This is a genomic window from Herminiimonas fonticola, assembly GCF_003293745.1.
Classification (GTDB): Bacteria; Pseudomonadota; Gammaproteobacteria; order Burkholderiales; family Burkholderiaceae_D; genus Oxalicibacterium; species Oxalicibacterium fonticola.
In genome coordinates, this window is record NZ_PTLZ01000001.1 from 443,924 (window position 1) to 462,115 (window position 18,192).

At 50.2% G+C, this 18,192-nt stretch carries 30 protein-coding genes; 27 read left to right on the plus strand and 3 right to left on the minus strand.

Going from position 1 to position 18,192, the window contains the following annotated elements:
* The first annotated feature begins 1 nt into the window (after position 1).
* From rpsS to Hfont_RS02330, 27 genes are all read left to right on the plus strand, one after another.
* A complete protein-coding gene (gene rpsS / locus Hfont_RS02200; RefSeq protein WP_112990599.1) occupies positions 2-277 on the plus strand; it encodes a 30S ribosomal protein S19 in 276 nt (91 codons plus the stop codon).
* Complete coding sequence (gene rplV, locus Hfont_RS02205) at positions 274-606, plus strand: 50S ribosomal protein L22 (protein ID WP_181666429.1); 333 nt, start codon at positions 274-276, stop codon at positions 604-606. The genes rpsS and rplV overlap by 4 nt, the downstream gene beginning before the upstream one ends.
* 9 nt (positions 607-615) lie before the next feature.
* Positions 616-1,467, plus strand: a complete 852-nt coding sequence (rpsC, locus tag Hfont_RS02210; RefSeq protein WP_112990601.1) for a 30S ribosomal protein S3 — start codon at positions 616-618, stop codon at positions 1,465-1,467.
* 2 nt (positions 1,468-1,469) lie between these two features.
* Positions 1,470-1,889, plus strand: coding sequence for a 50S ribosomal protein L16 (rplP, locus tag Hfont_RS02215; RefSeq protein ID WP_112990602.1), 420 nt, complete (start codon positions 1,470-1,472; stop codon positions 1,887-1,889).
* An 11-nt stretch (positions 1,890-1,900) separates the two neighbouring features.
* The gene (gene rpmC, locus Hfont_RS02220; protein ID WP_112990603.1) at positions 1,901-2,092 is read left to right on the plus strand and encodes a 50S ribosomal protein L29; all 192 of its coding nucleotides are present in this window, start codon (positions 1,901-1,903) and stop codon (positions 2,090-2,092) included.
* Positions 2,092-2,364, plus strand: a complete 273-nt coding sequence (rpsQ, locus tag Hfont_RS02225; RefSeq protein WP_011872520.1) for a 30S ribosomal protein S17 — start codon at positions 2,092-2,094, stop codon at positions 2,362-2,364. The genes rpmC and rpsQ overlap by 1 nt, the downstream gene beginning before the upstream one ends.
* 224 nt (positions 2,365-2,588) lie before the next feature.
* Entirely contained in the window at positions 2,589-2,957 is a 369-nt protein-coding gene (gene rplN, locus Hfont_RS02230; protein ID WP_014004403.1) for a 50S ribosomal protein L14, read from the plus strand.
* A 9-nt stretch (positions 2,958-2,966) separates the two neighbouring features.
* Positions 2,967-3,281 carry a 50S ribosomal protein L24 gene (gene rplX / locus Hfont_RS02235; protein ID WP_112990604.1) on the plus strand — a complete coding sequence of 105 codons (315 nt, stop codon included), beginning with the start codon at positions 2,967-2,969 and terminating at the stop codon, positions 3,279-3,281.
* Between the two features lie 6 nt (positions 3,282-3,287).
* Positions 3,288-3,827: a 50S ribosomal protein L5 gene (gene rplE, locus Hfont_RS02240; RefSeq protein ID WP_112990605.1), complete on the plus strand. Its 540-nt coding sequence runs from the start codon at positions 3,288-3,290 to the stop codon at positions 3,825-3,827.
* 7 nt (positions 3,828-3,834) lie between these two features.
* Positions 3,835-4,140, plus strand: a complete 306-nt coding sequence (gene rpsN, locus Hfont_RS02245; RefSeq protein ID WP_112990606.1) for a 30S ribosomal protein S14 — start codon at positions 3,835-3,837, stop codon at positions 4,138-4,140.
* Positions 4,141-4,154: 14 nt separating this feature from the next.
* Positions 4,155-4,550, plus strand: coding sequence for a 30S ribosomal protein S8 (gene rpsH, locus Hfont_RS02250; RefSeq protein WP_112990607.1), 396 nt, complete (start codon positions 4,155-4,157; stop codon positions 4,548-4,550).
* A 10-nt stretch (positions 4,551-4,560) separates the two neighbouring features.
* Positions 4,561-5,094: a 50S ribosomal protein L6 gene (gene rplF, locus Hfont_RS02255; protein WP_112990608.1), complete on the plus strand. Its 534-nt coding sequence runs from the start codon at positions 4,561-4,563 to the stop codon at positions 5,092-5,094.
* Between the two features lie 9 nt (positions 5,095-5,103).
* A complete protein-coding gene (rplR, locus tag Hfont_RS02260) occupies positions 5,104-5,466 on the plus strand; it encodes a 50S ribosomal protein L18 (RefSeq protein WP_112990609.1) in 363 nt (120 codons plus the stop codon).
* A 12-nt stretch (positions 5,467-5,478) separates the two neighbouring features.
* A complete protein-coding gene (gene rpsE / locus Hfont_RS02265; protein ID WP_112990610.1) occupies positions 5,479-5,997 on the plus strand; it encodes a 30S ribosomal protein S5 in 519 nt (172 codons plus the stop codon).
* A gap of 10 nt (positions 5,998-6,007) precedes the next feature.
* Positions 6,008-6,187: a 50S ribosomal protein L30 gene (gene rpmD / locus Hfont_RS02270; RefSeq protein ID WP_206604447.1), complete on the plus strand. Its 180-nt coding sequence runs from the start codon at positions 6,008-6,010 to the stop codon at positions 6,185-6,187.
* 26 nt (positions 6,188-6,213) lie between these two features.
* The gene (gene rplO, locus Hfont_RS02275; RefSeq protein WP_011872510.1) at positions 6,214-6,645 is read left to right on the plus strand and encodes a 50S ribosomal protein L15; all 432 of its coding nucleotides are present in this window, start codon (positions 6,214-6,216) and stop codon (positions 6,643-6,645) included.
* A gap of 25 nt (positions 6,646-6,670) precedes the next feature.
* The gene (gene secY / locus Hfont_RS02280) at positions 6,671-8,002 is read left to right on the plus strand and encodes a preprotein translocase subunit SecY (protein ID WP_112990611.1); all 1,332 of its coding nucleotides are present in this window, start codon (positions 6,671-6,673) and stop codon (positions 8,000-8,002) included.
* 20 nt (positions 8,003-8,022) lie between these two features.
* Positions 8,023-8,241 carry a translation initiation factor IF-1 gene (infA, locus tag Hfont_RS02285; protein ID WP_014004414.1) on the plus strand — a complete coding sequence of 73 codons (219 nt, stop codon included), beginning with the start codon at positions 8,023-8,025 and terminating at the stop codon, positions 8,239-8,241.
* Positions 8,242-8,277: 36 nt separating this feature from the next.
* Entirely contained in the window at positions 8,278-8,391 is a 114-nt protein-coding gene (gene rpmJ, locus Hfont_RS02290) for a 50S ribosomal protein L36 (protein WP_012081231.1), read from the plus strand.
* A gap of 29 nt (positions 8,392-8,420) precedes the next feature.
* A complete protein-coding gene (rpsM, locus tag Hfont_RS02295) occupies positions 8,421-8,786 on the plus strand; it encodes a 30S ribosomal protein S13 (RefSeq protein ID WP_112990612.1) in 366 nt (121 codons plus the stop codon).
* Positions 8,787-8,829: 43 nt separating this feature from the next.
* Positions 8,830-9,234, plus strand: a complete 405-nt coding sequence (gene rpsK / locus Hfont_RS02300; protein ID WP_112990613.1) for a 30S ribosomal protein S11 — start codon at positions 8,830-8,832, stop codon at positions 9,232-9,234.
* A 170-nt stretch (positions 9,235-9,404) separates the two neighbouring features.
* Positions 9,405-10,028 carry a 30S ribosomal protein S4 gene (gene rpsD / locus Hfont_RS02305; RefSeq protein ID WP_112990614.1) on the plus strand — a complete coding sequence of 208 codons (624 nt, stop codon included), beginning with the start codon at positions 9,405-9,407 and terminating at the stop codon, positions 10,026-10,028.
* Positions 10,029-10,122: 94 nt separating this feature from the next.
* Positions 10,123-11,100, plus strand: a complete 978-nt coding sequence (locus Hfont_RS02310; RefSeq protein ID WP_112990615.1) for a DNA-directed RNA polymerase subunit alpha — start codon at positions 10,123-10,125, stop codon at positions 11,098-11,100.
* A gap of 147 nt (positions 11,101-11,247) precedes the next feature.
* Positions 11,248-11,643, plus strand: a complete 396-nt coding sequence (rplQ, locus tag Hfont_RS02315; RefSeq protein WP_112990616.1) for a 50S ribosomal protein L17 — start codon at positions 11,248-11,250, stop codon at positions 11,641-11,643.
* A gap of 198 nt (positions 11,644-11,841) precedes the next feature.
* A complete protein-coding gene (gene cutA, locus Hfont_RS02320) occupies positions 11,842-12,183 on the plus strand; it encodes a divalent-cation tolerance protein CutA (RefSeq protein ID WP_112990617.1) in 342 nt (113 codons plus the stop codon).
* Positions 12,184-12,259: 76 nt separating this feature from the next.
* Positions 12,260-14,017, plus strand: coding sequence for a protein-disulfide reductase DsbD (gene dsbD, locus Hfont_RS02325; RefSeq protein ID WP_112991656.1), 1,758 nt, complete (start codon positions 12,260-12,262; stop codon positions 14,015-14,017).
* 125 nt (positions 14,018-14,142) lie between these two features.
* Complete coding sequence (locus Hfont_RS02330; RefSeq protein WP_112990618.1) at positions 14,143-14,781, plus strand: peroxiredoxin; 639 nt, start codon at positions 14,143-14,145, stop codon at positions 14,779-14,781.
* Between the two features lie 90 nt (positions 14,782-14,871).
* On the opposite strand, the gene Hfont_RS02335 is transcribed toward Hfont_RS02330, so the two are convergent.
* From Hfont_RS02335 to yihA, 3 genes are all read right to left on the minus strand, one after another.
* On the minus strand, positions 14,872-15,987 hold the full coding sequence (locus Hfont_RS02335; protein WP_112990619.1) for a magnesium transporter CorA family protein: 1,116 nt from the start codon (positions 15,985-15,987) through the stop codon (positions 14,872-14,874).
* A 133-nt stretch (positions 15,988-16,120) separates the two neighbouring features.
* Positions 16,121-17,134 carry a porphobilinogen synthase gene (gene hemB, locus Hfont_RS02340; protein ID WP_112990620.1) on the minus strand — a complete coding sequence of 338 codons (1,014 nt, stop codon included), beginning with the start codon at positions 17,132-17,134 and terminating at the stop codon, positions 16,121-16,123.
* A gap of 188 nt (positions 17,135-17,322) precedes the next feature.
* Positions 17,323-18,042, minus strand: coding sequence for a ribosome biogenesis GTP-binding protein YihA/YsxC (gene yihA / locus Hfont_RS02345; RefSeq protein ID WP_112990621.1), 720 nt, complete (start codon positions 18,040-18,042; stop codon positions 17,323-17,325).
* Between the last annotated feature and the right edge of the window lie 150 nt (positions 18,043-18,192).

Below are 18,192 nucleotides of genomic sequence, written 5' to 3' on the forward strand. Positions count from 1 at the left end.
CATGACACGTTCATTAAAAAAAGGGCCGTTTTGCGACGCCCATCTGGTGAAAAAAGTCGAAGCCGCGCAAGCGAACAAAGACAAAAAACCAATCAAAACCTGGTCCCGTCGTTCGACAGTCATGCCTGACTTTATCGGCTTGACGATCGCGGTACATAACGGCAAGCAACACGTGCCGGTTTATGTGTCCGAAAACATGGTTGGTCACAAGCTTGGCGAATTCGCGCTGACCCGTACGTTCAAGGGCCACGCTGCTGACAAGAAGGCTAAGAAATAATGGAAACTAAAGCTATCCTCAAAGGCGTGCGCCTGTCGGATCAGAAGGGTCGTCTCGTTGCGGATCAAATTCGCGGCAAAAAAGTCGACGCGGCTCTGCATCTGCTGCAATTCAGCCCTAAAAAAGGTGCTGCGATCATTAAACGTGTTCTGGAATCCGCAATCGCGAATGCCGAACACAATGACGGCGCAGATATCGACGAATTGTTCGTGAAAACGATCTATGTCGAAAAGGGCCCGATCCTGAAGCGCTTCACAGCACGCGCTAAAGGCCGGGGTGATCGTATCTCTAAACAATCCTGTCACATATACGTGACTGTCGGCAACTAAGGAGTCACGATGGGACAGAAGATACATCCAACCGGTTTCCGTCTTTCGGTTACCCGCAACTGGGCATCGCGTTGGTACGCTGGCAATAGCAATTTTGCCACCATGCTGAACGAAGATCTCAAAGTTCGCGCATACCTGAAAACCAAACTGAAGAATGCTTCGGTTGGTCGCGTCATTATTGAGCGTCCAGCAAAAAATGCTCGCATCACTATTTACAGCTCACGTCCTGGTGTCGTGATCGGTAAAAAAGGCGAAGACATCGAAGTATTGAAATCCGCGCTGACAAAAATGATGGGCGTGCCGGTTCATGTGAATATCGAAGAAATTCGTAAGCCAGAAACCGATGCACAATTGATCGCTGATTCGATTGCACAGCAATTGGAAAAACGCATCATGTTCCGTCGTGCAATGAAGCGTGCGATGCAAAACGCGATGCGCCTCGGTGCACAAGGTATCAAGATCATGTCGTCCGGTCGTTTGAACGGTATCGAGATCGCACGTAAAGAATGGTATCGCGAAGGTCGCGTACCACTTCACACATTGCGCGCAGAGATTGACTACGGTTTCGGCGAAGCTGAAACAACGTACGGCATCATCGGTATCAAAGTCTGGGTCTACAAAGGTGATCGTTTGCCTAGCGGCGAACCACCAGTCGACCTGACAAAAGAAGATGACACCAAACGTCGTGGCCCACGCCGCGATGATGGCAAACCAAGCAGCCGTCCACGTACAGCACGCCCAGAAGGCGCACCAAGTGCAGCAGCTGCACCAGGCGCCGCACCGGCTGCTAAACGTGTTCGTGCTAAAAAGCCGGATGCCGCTGTTGACGGTGCTGTTTCGGCTGAGAAAGCAGGAGAATAATCATGCTGCAACCAGCACGCAGAAAATATCGTAAAGAGCAAAAAGGCCGTAATACCGGTATTTCCCACTCGCGCGGCACAGCCGTATCGTTTGGTGAATTCGGTCTGAAAGCAATTGGTCGCGGTCGTATCACAGCGCGTCAAATTGAAGCGGCGCGTCGTGCAATGACGCGTCACATCAAACGTGGTGGCCGTATCTGGATTCGTATTTTCCCAGACAAGCCAATTTCGAACAAACCTGCTGAAGTCCGTATGGGTAACGGTAAAGGTAATCCGGAATACTACGTGGCTGAAATTCAGCCAGGCAAAATGTTGTACGAGATGGATGGTGTGGACGAGGCTCTGGCACGCGAAGCGTTCCGGTTGGCTGCAGCTAAGCTGCCGCTGTTGACCAAGTTCGTCGTTCGTCAAGTCGGCCAATGATAGGGGCGAACATGAAAGCATCTGAACTTCAAGGCAAAGACCAAGCGGCTTTGACCAAAGAATTGAACGATCTGCTGAAAGCGCAGTTCGGTCTGCGTATGCAGATTGCAACACAACAGCTGAACAATACGTCGCAGCTGAAAAAAGTACGTCGCGACATAGCACGTGTGAAAACGGTATTGAATCAGAAGGACGCCAAATAATGAACGATCAAGTAAAACAAGCGCTGAAGCGTACGTTGATTGGCAAAGTCGTATCTGACAAGATGGACAAGACCGTAACCGTGCTGATCGAGCGTCACGTCAAGCATCCGCTGTACGGCAAAATCATTATGCGTTCGAACAAGTATCACGCGCACAATGAAGGTAACCAGGCAAAAGCTGGCGATACGGTCGAGATTCAAGAAGGTCGTCCTATCTCCAAGACTAAAGCTTGGACCGTGACACGCGTTGTACAAGCTGCACAAATAGTTTAATTAGTTGTTGCGGGCCCGCTATTTCGGTGTAATAATGGCGGGCTTCGTTCTTGCAATCTCTTGATTGCAAGGGCTGCAGTAAAAGTTTTAGTGCAGAAGTTGCATTAATTGAAGTTTTGAAAATCGTCCACCTCATCAGACTGCTTTCGGCAGGCTGCCGGGACCAAGACTGACTGCAAATGCACATTGTGTGCGCGAGCAGGTTAAGTTGGGAAAGAAAACATATGATTCAAACAGAAAGCCGGCTCGAAGTAGCCGACAACACGGGTGCTCGCGAAGTGATGTGCATCAAGGTGCTCGGCGGTTCAAAGCGCCGTTACGCAAGTATTGGCGATGTGATTAAAGTCACTGTCAAAGTTGCTGCGCCACGTGGTCGCGTGAAAAAAGGCGAAATTTATAACGCAGTTGTTGTGCGTACTGCCAAAGGTGTTCGTCGTCAAGATGGCTCCCTGGTCAAGTTCGACGGCAATGCAGCAGTTTTGCTGAACGCAAAACTCGAACCAATTGGTACGCGTATTTTTGGACCGGTTACACGTGAATTGCGCACTGAGCGCTTCATGAAAATCGTTTCTCTCGCGCCTGAAGTTCTGTAAGGAGTCGTGATGGATAAGATTCGTAAAAGCGACGAAGTCATTGTGCTGACTGGCAAAGACAAAGGCAAACGTGGCGTGGTTCAAAGTCGCGTTGATGCTAACTATGTCGTTGTTGAGGGTGTGAATGTTGCTAAAAAAGCGACCAAGCCTAATCCAATGACTGGTGCAACTGGTGGCATCGTTGATAAGTTGATGCCAATTCATGTGTCGAATGTTGCGTTGTTCAATGCAGCGACAGGCAAAGCAGATCGCGCTGGCTTTAAAGATGTGGACGGTAAAAAAGTCCGCGTTTATAAGTCAAGCGGCGAAGCAGTGAAGGTTTAAGAGATCATGGCCCGTCTCCAAGAGTTTTATAAAGATAAAGTCGTTGGCGATTTAACCGCGAAGTTCGCGTACAAATCGGTAATGGAAGTTCCGCGCATCCTGAAGATCACCCTGAACATGGGTTTGTCGGAAGCGATTGCGGACAAAAAGATCATCGAGCACGCAGTTGGCGATTTGACCAAGATTGCAGGTCAAAAACCGGTTGTGACCAAAGCGCGTAAAGCGATTGCGGGTTTCAAAATCCGTGAGGGTTATCCAATCGGTTGTATGGTGACTTTGCGCGGCGCTCAGATGTATGAATTCCTTGATCGTTTCATCACAGTTGCGTTGCCACGTGTGCGCGATTTCCGTGGTATTTCGGGCAAGGCATTCGATGGTCGTGGCAATTACAACATCGGTGTGAAAGAGCAAATCATTTTCCCCGAAATTGAGTACGACAAGATTGACGTGTTGCGCGGTATGAATATCAGCATCACGACAACTGCAAAGACCGACGAAGAAGCAAAAGCGCTTCTCGCCGCATTTAAATTTCCGTTCAGAAACTGAGGTTGCCATGGCAAAACTGGCACTGATTAACCGTGAACAAAAGCGTGCAGACCTGGTGAAGAAATACGCCGGCAAACGCGCTGAGTTGAAGGCAATCATTGATGACCAATCGAAGTCGGAAGAAGAGCGCTACGAAGCGCGCCTGAAATTGCAGGCGTTGCCACGTAACTCGGCTCCTACTCGTCAACGTAACCGTTGCGCTTTGACTGGTCGCCCGCGTGGCACTTTCCGTAAGTTCGGTTTGGGCCGTATTAAACTCCGTGAATGCGCCATGCGTGGCGAAATTCCGGGTATGACTAAAGCCAGCTGGTAATAGGAGAATAAGCAATGAGTATGAGCGATCCTATCGCCGATATGCTGACCCGTATCCGCAATGCGCAAGTCGTGAACAAAACTTCAGTGGCTATGCCATCGTCGAAAGTCAAGATTGCCATCGCCAACGTCCTGCGCGACGAGGGTTACATTGAAGATTACGCCGTGACAGAAGCTGCTGGTAAAGCAGAGCTGAAAATCGGTTTGAAATATTACGCCGGTCGTCCAGTTATCGAGCGTTTGGAGCGTGTGTCCCGTCCAGGGTTGCGCGTCTACAAAGGCAAAGATGACATTCCAAACGTTATGAACGGTTTGGGTGTGGCGATTGTGTCGACGCCAAAAGGTGTCATGACTGACCGCAAAGCGCGCGCAACCGGTGTCGGTGGCGAAGTTATTTGCTACGTCGCCTAAGGAGCACAAGATGTCTCGTGTAGGTAAAATGCCAGTTGCACTGCCTAGTGGCGCGGAAGCGACCATCACAGCAGCGCAAATCACAGTTAAAGGTCCATTGGGCTCTTTGACCCAGTCGTTGAACGGCTTGGTGCAAATCGAAAACAACAGCGGTACTTTGAGTTTCAAAGCCGCTAACGACAGCCGCGAAGCAAATGCGATGTCCGGTACGATTCGCGCTCTCGTCAACAACATGGTCAATGGTGTTACCAAGGGCTTTGAAAAAAAATTGACGTTGGTTGGCGTTGGTTACCGTGCCGCTGCGCAAGGTGACAAGCTGAACCTTTCGTTGGGTTTCTCGCATCCTGTAGTACACCAAATGCCAGCAGGCGTGAAAGTGGAAACACCGACGCAAACCGAGATCCTGATCAAAGGCATCAACCGCCAGCAAGTTGGTCAAGTGGCTGCTGAAGTCCGCGCATACCGCAGTCCTGAGCCTTACAAAGGCAAGGGCGTTCGTTATTCGGACGAAGTGGTTGTGATTAAAGAAACCAAGAAGAAGTAAGGGTTGACGATGGATAAGAAACAATCACGTCTGCGCCGCGGACGCCAAACTCGGGCCAAGATCGCCGAGTTGAAGGTGGTTCGCCTGGCAGTGCATCGCACCAACTTGCACATCTACGCAAGCATCATCGGACCGGACGCCCAAGTTTTGGCTTCTGCTTCGACCGCTGAAGCTGAAGTGCGTAAAGAGTTGGCTGGTCAATCAGGTGCGGGTGGCAACGTTGCCGCAGCTGCACTGGTTGGTAAGCGCGTTGCAGAAAAAGCACTGAAAGCAGGAATCGCCGAAGTTGCGTTCGATCGCTCCGGTTTCCGTTACCACGGCCGCGTTAAAGCAGTTGCTGAAGCTGCACGTGAAGCTGGTCTGAAGTTCTAAGGAAAAATCGTCATGGCAAAAATGCAATCAAAAATGCAAAGCGACAAACCGGACGACGGCATGCGCGAAAAAATGATCGCGGTCAACCGTGTGACCAAAGTGGTCAAGGGTGGTCGTATCATGGGTTTCGCAGCACTTGCAGTCGTTGGTGATGGCGATGGCCGCATCGGTATGGGTAAAGGCAAGTCGAAAGAAGTGCCAGTAGCCGTACAAAAAGCAATGGAAGAAGCGCGCCGCAAAATGATCAAAGTCACGTTGAAAAACGGTACTTTGCAACATACGGTTACCGGCAAGCACGGCGCGTCGTCAGTTTTGATGCTGCCAGCTAAAGAAGGTACTGGTGTGATTGCTGGCGGTCCAATGCGCGCAATTTTTGAAGTAATGGGCGTAACGAACGTCGTGGCGAAATCCACTGGTTCGACCAACCCTTACAACATGGTTCGTGCAACATTGGAAGGCTTGGCAAAAATGAATACCCCTTCGGAAATTGCAGCGAAACGCGGCAAGTCTGTCGAAGAAATTCTGGGCTAAGGTGAGCACAATGGCAAAGACAGTTAAAGTTACATTGGTCAAAGGTTTGATCGGTACACGTGAAACACATCGTGCTACCGTTCGCGGCCTCGGCTTGCGTGGTATCAATTCGGTATCCGAATTGGAAGACACGCCGGCAGTGCGCGGCATGATTAACAAAGTATCGTACCTCGTGAAAGTAGTGTCGTAAGCTTCGGCTTGCACACGGAGAACATCATGGAATTGAATACTATTCAACCAGCAGACGGCGCCAAGCATTACAAGCGTCGCGTCGGTCGCGGTATCGGCTCCGGTCTGGGCAAGACAGCCGGCCGTGGTCACAAAGGTCAAAAATCCCGTTCAGGCGGTTTCCATAAAGTCGGTTTCGAAGGCGGTCAAATGCCTTTGCAACGTCGTTTGCCTAAGCGTGGTTTCAAATCGCTGGCAACACCGTACAAAGCAGAAGTTCGCTTGTCCGATCTGGAAGCATTGCCAGTAACGGAAATCGATATCCTGGCATTGAAACAAGCTGGTGTTATCGGTGAACTGGCACGCGTTGTGCGCGTTATCTTGTCCGGTGAGCTCACTAAAAAAGTGACACTCAAAGGCCTGATCGCGACCAAAGGCGCAAAAGCAGCGATCGAAGCCGCTGGCGGTTCGGTTGCTTAAGTTTAGTCTGATAACGGAGTAAATAGTGGCAACTACTCCTCAGCTTGCTAAAGGCGCTTCCAGTGGTTTTCCCTGGAATCGCCTGTGGTTTCTGCTCGGTGCGTTGGTAGTATTCCGCATCGGCGCGCACATTCCTGTTCCGGGTATTAACCCAGACGAATTGGCGCAGTTGTTCAAGCAAAATCAAGGCGGCATCCTGGGCATGTTCAACATGTTCTCCGGTGGCGCATTGTCCCGCTTTACAGTTTTTGCACTCGGCATCATGCCTTACATTTCTGCATCGATCATCATGCAGTTAATGTCGGTAGTGTCACCGCAACTGGAAGCGTTGAAAAAAGAAGGCGAATCCGGCCGGCGGAAAATTACGCAGTACACGCGCTACGGCACGTTGTTGCTGGCGACTTTCCAAGGTTTGGGTATTGCTGTTGCGCTGGAATCGCAAGCAAATCTGGTCGTTGATCCAGGTATGGCGTTCCGTCTGACAACAGTAATTACGCTGGTTACTGGCACGATGTTTTTGATGTGGTTGGGCGAGCAAATTACCGAACGCGGTTTGGGTAACGGTATCTCGATCATCATTTTTGCAGGTATTGCGGCAGGTTTGCCAACAGCAGTGGCCGGTTTGTTTGAATTGGTTCGTACCGGTTCGATGAATGCATTGTCGGCGATTCTGATCTGTCTGGTAGTTGCAGCAGTTACCTATCTGGTTGTGTTCATTGAACGCGGTCAGCGCAAGATTCTGGTGAATTACGCCAAGCGTCAAGTTGGTAACAAGATTTACGGTGGTCAAAGCAGTCATTTGCCACTGAAGCTGAATATGGCTGGTGTGATTCCTCCAATTTTCGCTTCGTCGATCATTCTGTTTCCGGCGACGATTACGAGTTGGTTCACATCAGGCGAAACGACCAGTCCTTTTGTTCGTTTCCTGAAAGATTTGGCTGCATCGATGGCGCCGGGTGAACCGATACATGCGCTGTTGTATGCTGCTGCGATTGTTTTCTTCTGCTTCTTCTATACCGCTCTGGTATTCAACAGCAAAGAGACAGCCGATAATTTGAAGAAGAGTGGTGCGTTTGTTCCAGGTATTCGTCCTGGCGATCAAACCGCTCGTTACATTGACAAGATTTTGACTCGGTTGACGTTGGCTGGCGCGGTCTACATTACGCTGGTTTGTTTGTTGCCTGAGTTCCTGATTGCTCGTTGGAAGGTACCGTTCTACTTCGGTGGTACATCGCTTCTGATTATTGTTGTGGTAACGATGGATTTCATGGCGCAAGTGCAAAACTACGTGATGTCACAGCAGTATGAATCGTTGCTCCGCAAAGCGAACTTCAAGGGCGGGATTCCGACGCGTTAAGCGCGAGGAAAACGAAACGAATGGCAAAAGACGACGTAATCCAAATGCAGGGGGAGATTCTAGAAAATCTCCCAAACGCGACATTTAGAGTCAAGTTGGAAAATGGGCACATAGTGCTTGGTCATATTTCAGGAAAAATGCGTATGAACTATATCCGCATTCTGCCTGGTGACAAGGTGACGGTAGAGTTGACACCTTATGATCTGAGTAGGGCACGTATTGTGTTCCGTACTAAGTAACTTTAAAACGAATCAACTGTAAGAAAGAGGGCAAAAATGAAAGTGCTCGCATCAGTTAAGCGGATCTGCCGCAACTGTAAGATCATCAAGCGCAAGGGCGTCGTTCGAGTAATTTGCATCGAACCGCGTCATAAGCAGCGCCAAGGTTAATTTAACGTTATTGATTTGAGGAATAACGAATGGCACGTATCGCAGGGGTAAACGTACCCAATCATCAACATACCGTAATCGGCCTCACAGCTATCTATGGTATTGGCCGCCCACGTGCGCAAAAAATTTGCGACACAACCGGTGTTCTGACCACTAAAAAGGTCAAAGATCTGGACGATAACGAGCTGGAAAAGCTGCGCGATGAGATAGCAAAATTCATCGTTGAAGGCGATCTGCGTCGTGAAATCTCGATGAACATCAAGCGCCTGATGGACTTGGGTTGCTATCGTGGTATGCGTCACCGCAAAGGCTTGCCTTGCCGTGGTCAACGTACACGTACAAATGCTCGTACTCGCAAGGGTCCGCGTAAAGCAGCGCAATCGCTGAAAAAATAATCCAAGCGCAGTTTGACTAGTCGTCGGATTCAAGGAAAGAATTATGGCAAAAGCACCTAATAACGCCGCATCAGCACGTGTGCGTAAGAAAGTTAAAAAGAACGTTGCTGAAGGCATCGCGCACATCCACGCGTCTTTCAACAACACCATCATCACGATCACCGATCGTCAAGGCAATGCGCTGTCATGGGCAACGTCTGGCGGTGCCGGCTTTAAAGGTTCGCGTAAATCGACCCCGTTTGCAGCGCAGGTTGCAGCAGAAGCCGCTGGTAAAGTCGCGATCGAATGTGGTATCAAGAACCTTGAAGTGCGTATCAAAGGCCCAGGCCCAGGTCGCGAATCTTCGGTTCGTGCATTGAACAATCTCGGTATCAAAATTACCCAGATTCAAGATGTCACACCAGTGCCACATAACGGTTGCCGCCCACCAAAGCGTCGTCGTATCTAAGCATTCGTTCTAACGGACGTTGTTGTGCCGTTATCTGCCCGCCAATGACCTTGGCGGGTTTTGTTCTTAGTAAGCCCACCGTCTGATTGCAGATTGGTCAGACTAGCGCTCAATGAATTGGTTTTCGTAAGAAGATTCATTCGGGGCGTCACTATCTAAAGGAAATTCTCGTGGCACGTTATATTGGACCTAAAGCAAAACTCTCCCGTCGTGAAGGTACCGACCTTTTCCTGAAAAGCGCACGTCGTTCGCTGGACTCGAAATGCAAACTTGATTCGAAACCTGGTCAACATGGTCGCACTTCCGGTGCTCGTACCTCTGACTACGGCAATCAATTGCGTGAGAAGCAAAAAGTAAAACGTATGTACGGCATCCTGGAACGCCAATTCCGCCGTTATTTCGCTGAAGCTGATCGTCGTAAAGGCAACACCGGCGAAACATTGTTGAAATTGCTGGAAGCGCGTCTCGACAACGTCGTGTATCGCATGGGCTTTGGTTCGACACGTGCTGAAGGCCGTCAATTGGTCTCGCACAAAGCGTTCACCGTCAACGGTATCGTTGTCAACATCGCTTCGTACCAAGTCAAACCAGGCGATATCGTTGCTGTTCGTGAAAAATCGAAAAAGCAAGTGCGTATCGTTGAAGCCTTGTCGCTGGCTGAGCAAATCGGCATGCCTTCATGGGTAGCGGTTGACTCGAAGAAAATGGAAGGTACTTTCAAGTCCCTTCCAGACCGTAGCGAAATCGCTGCAGACGTCAACGAATCGTTGATCGTCGAATTGTATTCACGTTAATTCTGAATTCCCGGCCCACCATCTGGTGGGCTTTTTTCGTCATGCCATCAGCCTTATCGGTGTAATGAGCCGAGGGTATTGAAAAGGACATTTCATGCAAAACAGTTTGTTGAAGCCACGTATTATTGAAGTCGAAGTACTCGGTGCAGGTCACGCTAAAGTCGTGATGGAACCGTTTGAGCGCGGCTACGGCCACACCTTGGGTAACGCACTGCGTCGCGTCCTGTTGTCTTCTATGGTTGGCTACGCGCCGACAGAAGTTACTATCGCCGGTGTTGTTCATGAATACTCGTCACTCGACGGCGTGCAGGAAGACGTCGTGGATATGTTGTTGAACTTGAAGGGCGTTGTGTTCAAGCTGCACAACCGCGACGACGTCACACTGATCCTGAAAAAAGAAGGCGAAGGCGCTGTTCTCGCATCCGATATCGAATTGCCACACGATGTAGAACTCGTTAATCCGGATCACGTGATTGCTCACTTGACCGCCGGCGGCAAACTCGACATGCAGATCAAAGTCGAAAAAGGCCGCGGCTATGTGCCAGGTAACGTTCGTCGCTTGTCGGAAGACACTAATAAAACCATCGGTCGCATCATTCTTGACGCATCGTTTTCGCCAGTTCGCCGCGTTTCGTACGCTGTGGAATCGGCTCGCGTTGAACAACGTACCGATCTGGATAAACTGGTTATCAACATCGAAACCAACGGCGTGATCACGCCTGAAGAAGCGATCCGTCAATCGGCGCGCGTTCTGGTGGATCAGTTGAATGTATTCGCTGCGCTGGAAGGCACAGAAGCTCCTGCAGATGCACCTTCGCGTGCACCAGCAGTTGATCCTATCCTGTTGCGTCCAGTTGATGATCTGGAACTCACAGTTCGTTCGGCTAACTGCCTCAAAGCAGAAAACATTTACTACATTGGTGATTTGATCCAACGTAGCGAAAACGAACTGCTCAAAACGCCTAACCTCGGCCGTAAATCCCTGAATGAAATCAAGGAAGTACTGGCATCCCGCGGTTTGACTTTGGGCATGAAACTCGAAAACTGGCCGCCAGCTGGTTTGGAGAAGTAATTTTTGTCGGGACAGAGGCAACTCTGTCCCAATGAATTTGTAGTAGAATCCGTCGTCGTAAAAATTATAGATACCGGTCCGCGCCATTGCTAGCTGCAATGCCGATAGAAGAACTGGATTTAAACTCAAAAACTGAAAGGAATTACCATGCGTCACCGTCACGGCCTTCGTAAGTTAAACCGTACTTCTTCCCATCGTCTCGCAATGTTGCGCAACATGACTGTTTCGCTGCTGCGTCACGAAGCAATCAAAACCACATTGCCAAAAGCTAAAGAGCTGCGTCGTGTGATCGAACCGATCCTGACCCTCGGCAAAACCGACAGCCTGGCTAACAAACGCCTCGCATTCAACCGTCTGCGCGATCGCGAAATGGTTGTCAAACTGTTCGCTGAACTCGGCCCACGTTACGCAAACCGCAATGGCGGCTACCTGCGCATCCTGAAAATGGGTTTCCGCGCTGGTGACAACGCACCTATGGCATTCATCGAACTGGTTGATCGTCCAGAAATCACCGAAGCTGTAGAAGATAACACTGGCGATTAAGCCAACTAGCAAGTAATCGCAAACGCGATTGCAAGTACAACAAAAGCCAGGCATTGCCTGGCTTTTGCTTTTGTGGCTGGCACTTCGATCTACCACTGTTTGTGGCAAGATAGAGGGCCTTGCTGTCGAAATGTGTATGCTCTCGCTGCTACTTCGAACTTCTCAATTACATCGACACTTAGCCGTGTTGCTTTCGCCATGTCGCTTGCATCTCAAGCCCTGTTGGTTTTAACCAACGCACCAAATGAAGAAGCCGCAGAACAATTGGGGCGCTTGATAGTCGAACGACGGCTGGCGGCATGCGTCAACATTCTGCCTGCAATGAGGTCGATTTATCGCTGGGAAGGCCAGCTTGAAGAAGCGAATGAAGTGGCGATGCAAATCAAAACGACCGCTGCGCACTACACCGAGTTGGAAGCTGTAATCAAGGCGGCGCACCCGTATGCGGTGCCTGAAATTATTGCCATCCCGATTGTGGATGGCTTGCCGGCATACCTCGATTGGATCACACAGGAAACGAGTAAGGAACGGAATGCTTAAGAATTTCTTGTCGATATTGTGTGCATCGCATCGTTTTTACTGCAGCAAGCAGGAAAGCAATCTCCTTCAAGCTGGCATGTTCTTTAAACGCGTTATCGTTTTGCTGCTCTTGCTATGCGCATTGCCTTTCACAGTGCATGCGAATGAAGATTTTCTGGCGCCCGAAGTCGCATTCAAATTCTCGGCTCACATGGCCGATGCACAAACGATAGCCGTGACGTATGCGATCGCAGACGGGTATTACATGTACCGCGAGCGATTTGCCTTCAAGGCGAATAATGCGAGCCTGGGCGAACCACAGATCCCGGCAGGAAAAATCAAGTTCGATGAAACATTTCAAAAGAATGTGGAAACGTATCGCAACAGCGTGACGATACGTATCCCGGTTCAAGCCAACGGACGCTTTACGCTGACGGCCACCAGCCAGGGTTGTTCGGACAAGGGCTTGTGCTATTCCCCTACGGATGCACACGCAACGCTGTCCGCCACAGGCAATGCATCTGGTAATGGGCAGAGTGTGGAAGCCTCTTCTTTGAGTGAGACCCCAGGCGCGAATGTAGTTCTGGATTCAGACATGGGACGCATTGAACGTTCGCTGCAAAGCGGTAAGTTGCTGGCGATTATGCCGCTCTTTCTCCTGTTGGGCCTTGGCCTGGCATTTACGCCTTGCGTGCTGCCTATGGTGCCGATTCTATCGAGCATCATTGTTGGTGAAGGTGCGCAAGTAAAGCGTAGTCGAGGTTTGCTGCTGGCGACTGTGTATTCACTCGGCATGGCACTGGTATATACCTGCCTCGGTATTGCGGCCGGCTTGGTGGGTGAGGGCTTGTCGGCGGCCTTGCAGAATCCCTGGGTGCTGAGCGCATTTGCTATTTTGATGGTGGGCCTCGCACTATCGATGTTTGATGTTTATCACTTGCAAATGCATGCATCCGTGCAAAGCAGATTAACGCAGGCATCGTCGCAACAGACAGCGGGAAAACTATTTGGCGTCTTTGTCATGGGTGCCATCTCAGCCTTGATCGTCGGCCCATGCGTTGCCGCACCGTTGGCTGGTGCACTGGTTTATATCAGCCAAACGCGTGACGTCGTAGTCGGCGGTAGCGCGCTGTTCGCGATGGCAACTGGCATGAGTGTGCCTTTGTTGCTGGTTGGTGTGTCCGCAGGCGCTTTGCTGCCGCGCGCCGGAGCGTGGATGACTGGGGTCAAACGTTTCTTCGGTGTATTGATGCTGGGACTCGCGATCTGGATGATCTCGCCGATTATTCCGGACTCAGTGCAAATGATTGCATGGGCCGCGCTCGGCATTGCTTACGGCGCTTACTTGCTATGGGCTGCAAAAGGTGGCTGGGTCTCGAAAGCAATAGGATTGGTTTTCGCAGCGCTTGGATTGATTCAATTGGTGGGTGTTACAACAGGCGGGCGCGATGCACTATCGCCGCTAGCGCATTTGCGTAAAGACGGCATTCAACATGCGTCCTTCAATCGTGTCAAAACGGTGGCTGATCTGGATGCCGCGATTGCAAAAGCGCATGGTAAAAACGTGATGCTGGATTTCTATGCCGACTGGTGCGTCTCCTGCATAGAAATGGAAAAGCTGACCTTCACCGACCCACGCGTGCAGGCACAGTTCGCCGATATGGTTTTGCTGCAAGTCGATGTCACTGCAAACGATGCACACGATAAAGAACTGTTGCGCCGCTTTAACTTATTCGGACCGCCTGGCATTATATTCTTCGATAAAAATGGCCAGGAAATTCGTGGCGGGCGTGTCATCGGGTTTCAAAAAGCCGATAAATTTACCCAATCCTTGGCGCTCATCAAGCAATTCTAAATATTGCGTGCATTGCGCTATGATCATAGCTTCTCGTTATTTGTATAGTTGATATCTGTCGTTGGGAAACCGGTTTGGCACAGCTATAGTCAAACTTTCATGATTGCAATTACAAAGGAGAAAACATGACTTTACGTTTGGGTGACATTGCCCCTGATTTCGAGCAGGATAGCTCGATCGGAAAAATCAAATTTCATGAATGGGCAGGTGATTCATGGATCGTTTTGTTTTCGCATCCCGCAGATTTCACGCCGGTATGCACGACTGAACTCGGTTTAACAGCAAAACTTAAATCGGACTTCGATAAGCGCAACGTCAAAGCAATTGCGCTATCCGTCGACCCGGCTGACAAGCATTTGCAGTGGATTGCGGACATCGAAGCCACCCAGAAAACCGTGGTTGGCTTTCCTATCGTCGCCGATGCCGATAGAACGGTCGCAACGCTGTACGACATGATTCATCCGAATCAATCGGCAACAGCAACGGTGCGCTCTGTATTCATCATTGATCCGCAAAAGAAAGTACGTTTGACGCTGACTTATCCTATGAGCGTAGGACGTAACTTCGATGAGATCTTGCGCGTCATCGATGCATTGCAGTTGACTGATAGTCATACCGTTGCCACGCCAGGTAACTGGAAAGATGGCGATGATGTGATCATTCCATTGACGATTCAGGATGAAGACGTTATCAAGCAGAAGTTTCCAAAGGGCTATAAAGCCGAACGGCCATATCTGCGGCTGACGCCGCAACCGAATAAATAAGTTTGTTAGGCAGGTTGCAGTGCTTTAAATAAAAAAGCGTCCATTCAAGGACGCTTTTTTATTGTTTGTGATGGCTCATTATTCTGTTGCTCAATATCGCGCTCGTTCATTGTCCGAGCTTCTGTCGTCCAGATATTTTCTGCGACGGAAGAAGATCAGCAGGCCAATGACGATTGCCGCCATCAAGCCCATCGCAATCCAGAATCCTGAATGATCTGCCAGCAAAGGCATATCGACAAAGTTCATGCCGAAGATGCCCGTGATGACCGTCAGCGGCATGAAGAGTGCGGTGATCACTGTCAAGGTACGCATGATTTCGCTGGTGCGATGCGCCATGGCAGAGAAGTGAATCTGTACGGCGGATTCTATCGATGCTTCCAATCTGCGCGCATGATTCAGTACTCGTGTGATGTGTTCCATTACATCATGCACGCGCACCAACAACAAATCCTGCGCGCGATTATTAATACCTTGATTGTTGTCGACAAGATAATCGCGCAACTCTTGCAAGGCATCATGCTGCTCTTCGCATAGGTGATCGAGTTTGCGCAACTCGATACGCGCATCCAGCAATGCAGTCCAGTCCTGAAATGCGCGACGTGGATTGAGAAGTGCGCGCTGCCAGCGATCAATCTGTCCCGTTAATGGCTGACGTAAATCGAGATATTGGTCAATCATTGTATTGAGCAGGCGTAGTGCCAATTCTGCAGGGGAAGTGGGCGGTCTGTTATGTTGAGTATTGCCTTCAGGTCTGTATTTGTATTCCAATAAACGTAAGCGGGTTGCTTCTATCGTGCGGCTGTTGGCGGCATGCACGGTGACGAGTGCGCGGCCCATCAATAAAAATGTCACCGGCTGTGTGATTAGCTTGCTGAGAGCTGGTGGGATCTTCCGTCTTTCATGTTCGTCCAGATCGTTTTCCGCAGGAGGCAGATCGGAGGTAAAGGACAGCTTGCGAAATACAACCATTGCGTAGTCTTGCGTGGAATCAAAGTAGGAAGGATGCTTTTGATTGATTGCATCTTGCAAATGCAGGTCGTAGATACGGGTGTTCGTTGCATGCTCAATGGCGTTGCGCCAGAGCTCAGGATTGTCGGCGACTTCATCGTGGGTAGCATCTATCCACAGGAAACCGTCTTCAGGTACCGTATAAGGCATGTCGGCAACAAGAGTAACCTGGCGTTCGCCGATTTGATAAATATTCATAGGCAGAATGGTTTTCAAAAATGGCTGTGGTGCGGACTAACGCTGAACCATGAAAATCAAACAGTTAAGTAATCCGGCAACATAGTGACGCTAAAGTCGTGCGTATCAGTTGCCGGATTTCGACTGCGATAGATCAACCAAGTTTCAGGCGACGTGCAATATCGCGCGCAAAGTAAGTCAGCACGCCATCGGCACCGGCACGTTTGAAGGCCATCATGGATTCCATCATGGTCTTGTCGTGATCGAGCCAGCCTTGTTGTGCTGCAGCCTTGATCATCGCGTACTCGCCGCTGACTTGATAGGCGAAGGTTGGCACCTTGAATTCGTCTTTCACGCGGCGCACGATATCCAGATACGGCATGCCTGGTTTAACCATCACCATATCGGCACCTTCTGCCAGATCGAGCGCCACTTCACGCAAAGCTTCATCGCTGTTGGCCGGATCCATTTGATAAGTGGCTTTGTCGCTTTTCCCTAACGTGGCGGACGAGCCGACTGCGTCACGGAATGGGCCATAGAACGCCGATGCATATTTTGCCGAGTAAGCCATGATGCGCGTGTTGATATGGTGGTGCGCTTCCAGTGCGTTGCGGATTGCGCCTATGCGGCCGTCCATCATGTCTGACGGCGCAACGATGTCTACGCCTGCCTCTGCTTGCGTCAATGCTTGCTTGATCAGGATGGCGCAGGTTTCGTCGTTCAACACATAACCGTTTGCATCCAGTACGCCATCCTGGCCGTGGCTGGTATAGGGGTCGAGCGCGACGTCGGTCAAGATGCCAAGTTCAGGAAAACGTTTTTTCAACTCGCGCACTGCGCGTGGCACCAGCCCGTCCGGATTGGTTGCTTCAATGCCGTCCGGTGTTTTCAATGATGCATTGATAACGGGGAATAATGCCAGTGCCGGAATATGCAAGGCTACGCATTCTTCTGCGACATGTAGCAGAAGATCGACAGAAAGGCGTTCTACGCCAGGCATCGAAGAAATCTTTTCGCGCTGGTTTTCGCCTTCGGTAATAAACACCGGATAAATCAGATCGGCGGGTGTCAATACGTTTTCCCGCATCATCGCGCGCGAGAACGCGTCCTTGCGCATGCGTCGCATCCTTACGGCGGGAAATTGTGCGTTGGCTAATAGTTTGGACATGGCAGTCTTCAGCAAAGATGAGATGGGTTAAAAAAGCGCTAAAAATAAATGAAACTTTTTGATCGCGCGCTCGTCCTAGTAGCAGATGCTTTGCATCTCCCGCTTCTCCTCCCTGAGCGGGGCCAGGTCGTACTATGCGATATGGCGTTATTGCCCTGGAGATACTCCCCTTTCTCCAGGGTTTTTTTTTATTCTTTTGGCTCTACATCGTTCGGGATTTCACCCGAAGTTTCGTCCGTGTCGTCATCATTCAAGCCGAGCAATTCCAGAATCTTTGCGTCGGCTTCTTCTATGCCGCTGCGTTTAAGCGCCGAAAACAATTGCGCGGTAAATGGAAACGGTTGGCCGTCTGCATCTACATAGCTTGCCAGAATCGTACGCGCAGTGCGCAGCGCATTCGTCGATTCATTTCTGTTTAATTTATCCGATTTCGTCAGTATGCAATGGATAGGTTTGCCAGTCGGCGCAAACCATTCCAGCATTTGAATATCAAGATCGGTAAAAGGCCGGCGCGAGTCAATAATCAATATCAGAGCCGCGAGTTGTTCGCGACGTTGTACGTAATCGCCCAATAGCTCTTGCCAGTGCAGCTTGGCCGAACCGGAGACTTGAGCATAGCCGTAACCCGGCAAATCGACCAGCAAGCCGCGGATTTCATCTACGTTGGTTGCATCTTTTCGATGTTGGCCAACTTGCGCGCCGCCGATCGAAAAATAATTGATATGCTGCGTACGCCCCGGTGTTTTGGATGCAAAAGCCAGTTTTTTCTGGTTGGACAGGATGTTGATTGCAGTCGATTTGCCGGCGTTGGAGCGGCCGGCAAAGGCGATTTCAGGGACTTGCGTATTTGGCAAATCACGGAGATGATTCACCGTGGTGAAGAAGCGGGCTTGCCAAAGTAGGGACATAGGATGTGTACAAAATGCATAAGGTGTGGCAAAAATGCCGGAAAGCTATTGTACAATAAGGGGTTGCGCTTGTTGCACTGCGGTAGGGAAAGCGTCTCGGTTGTAACAAAAAACGTCGCCAATAAGGCAGATTTTAATACTAAGTCTCAG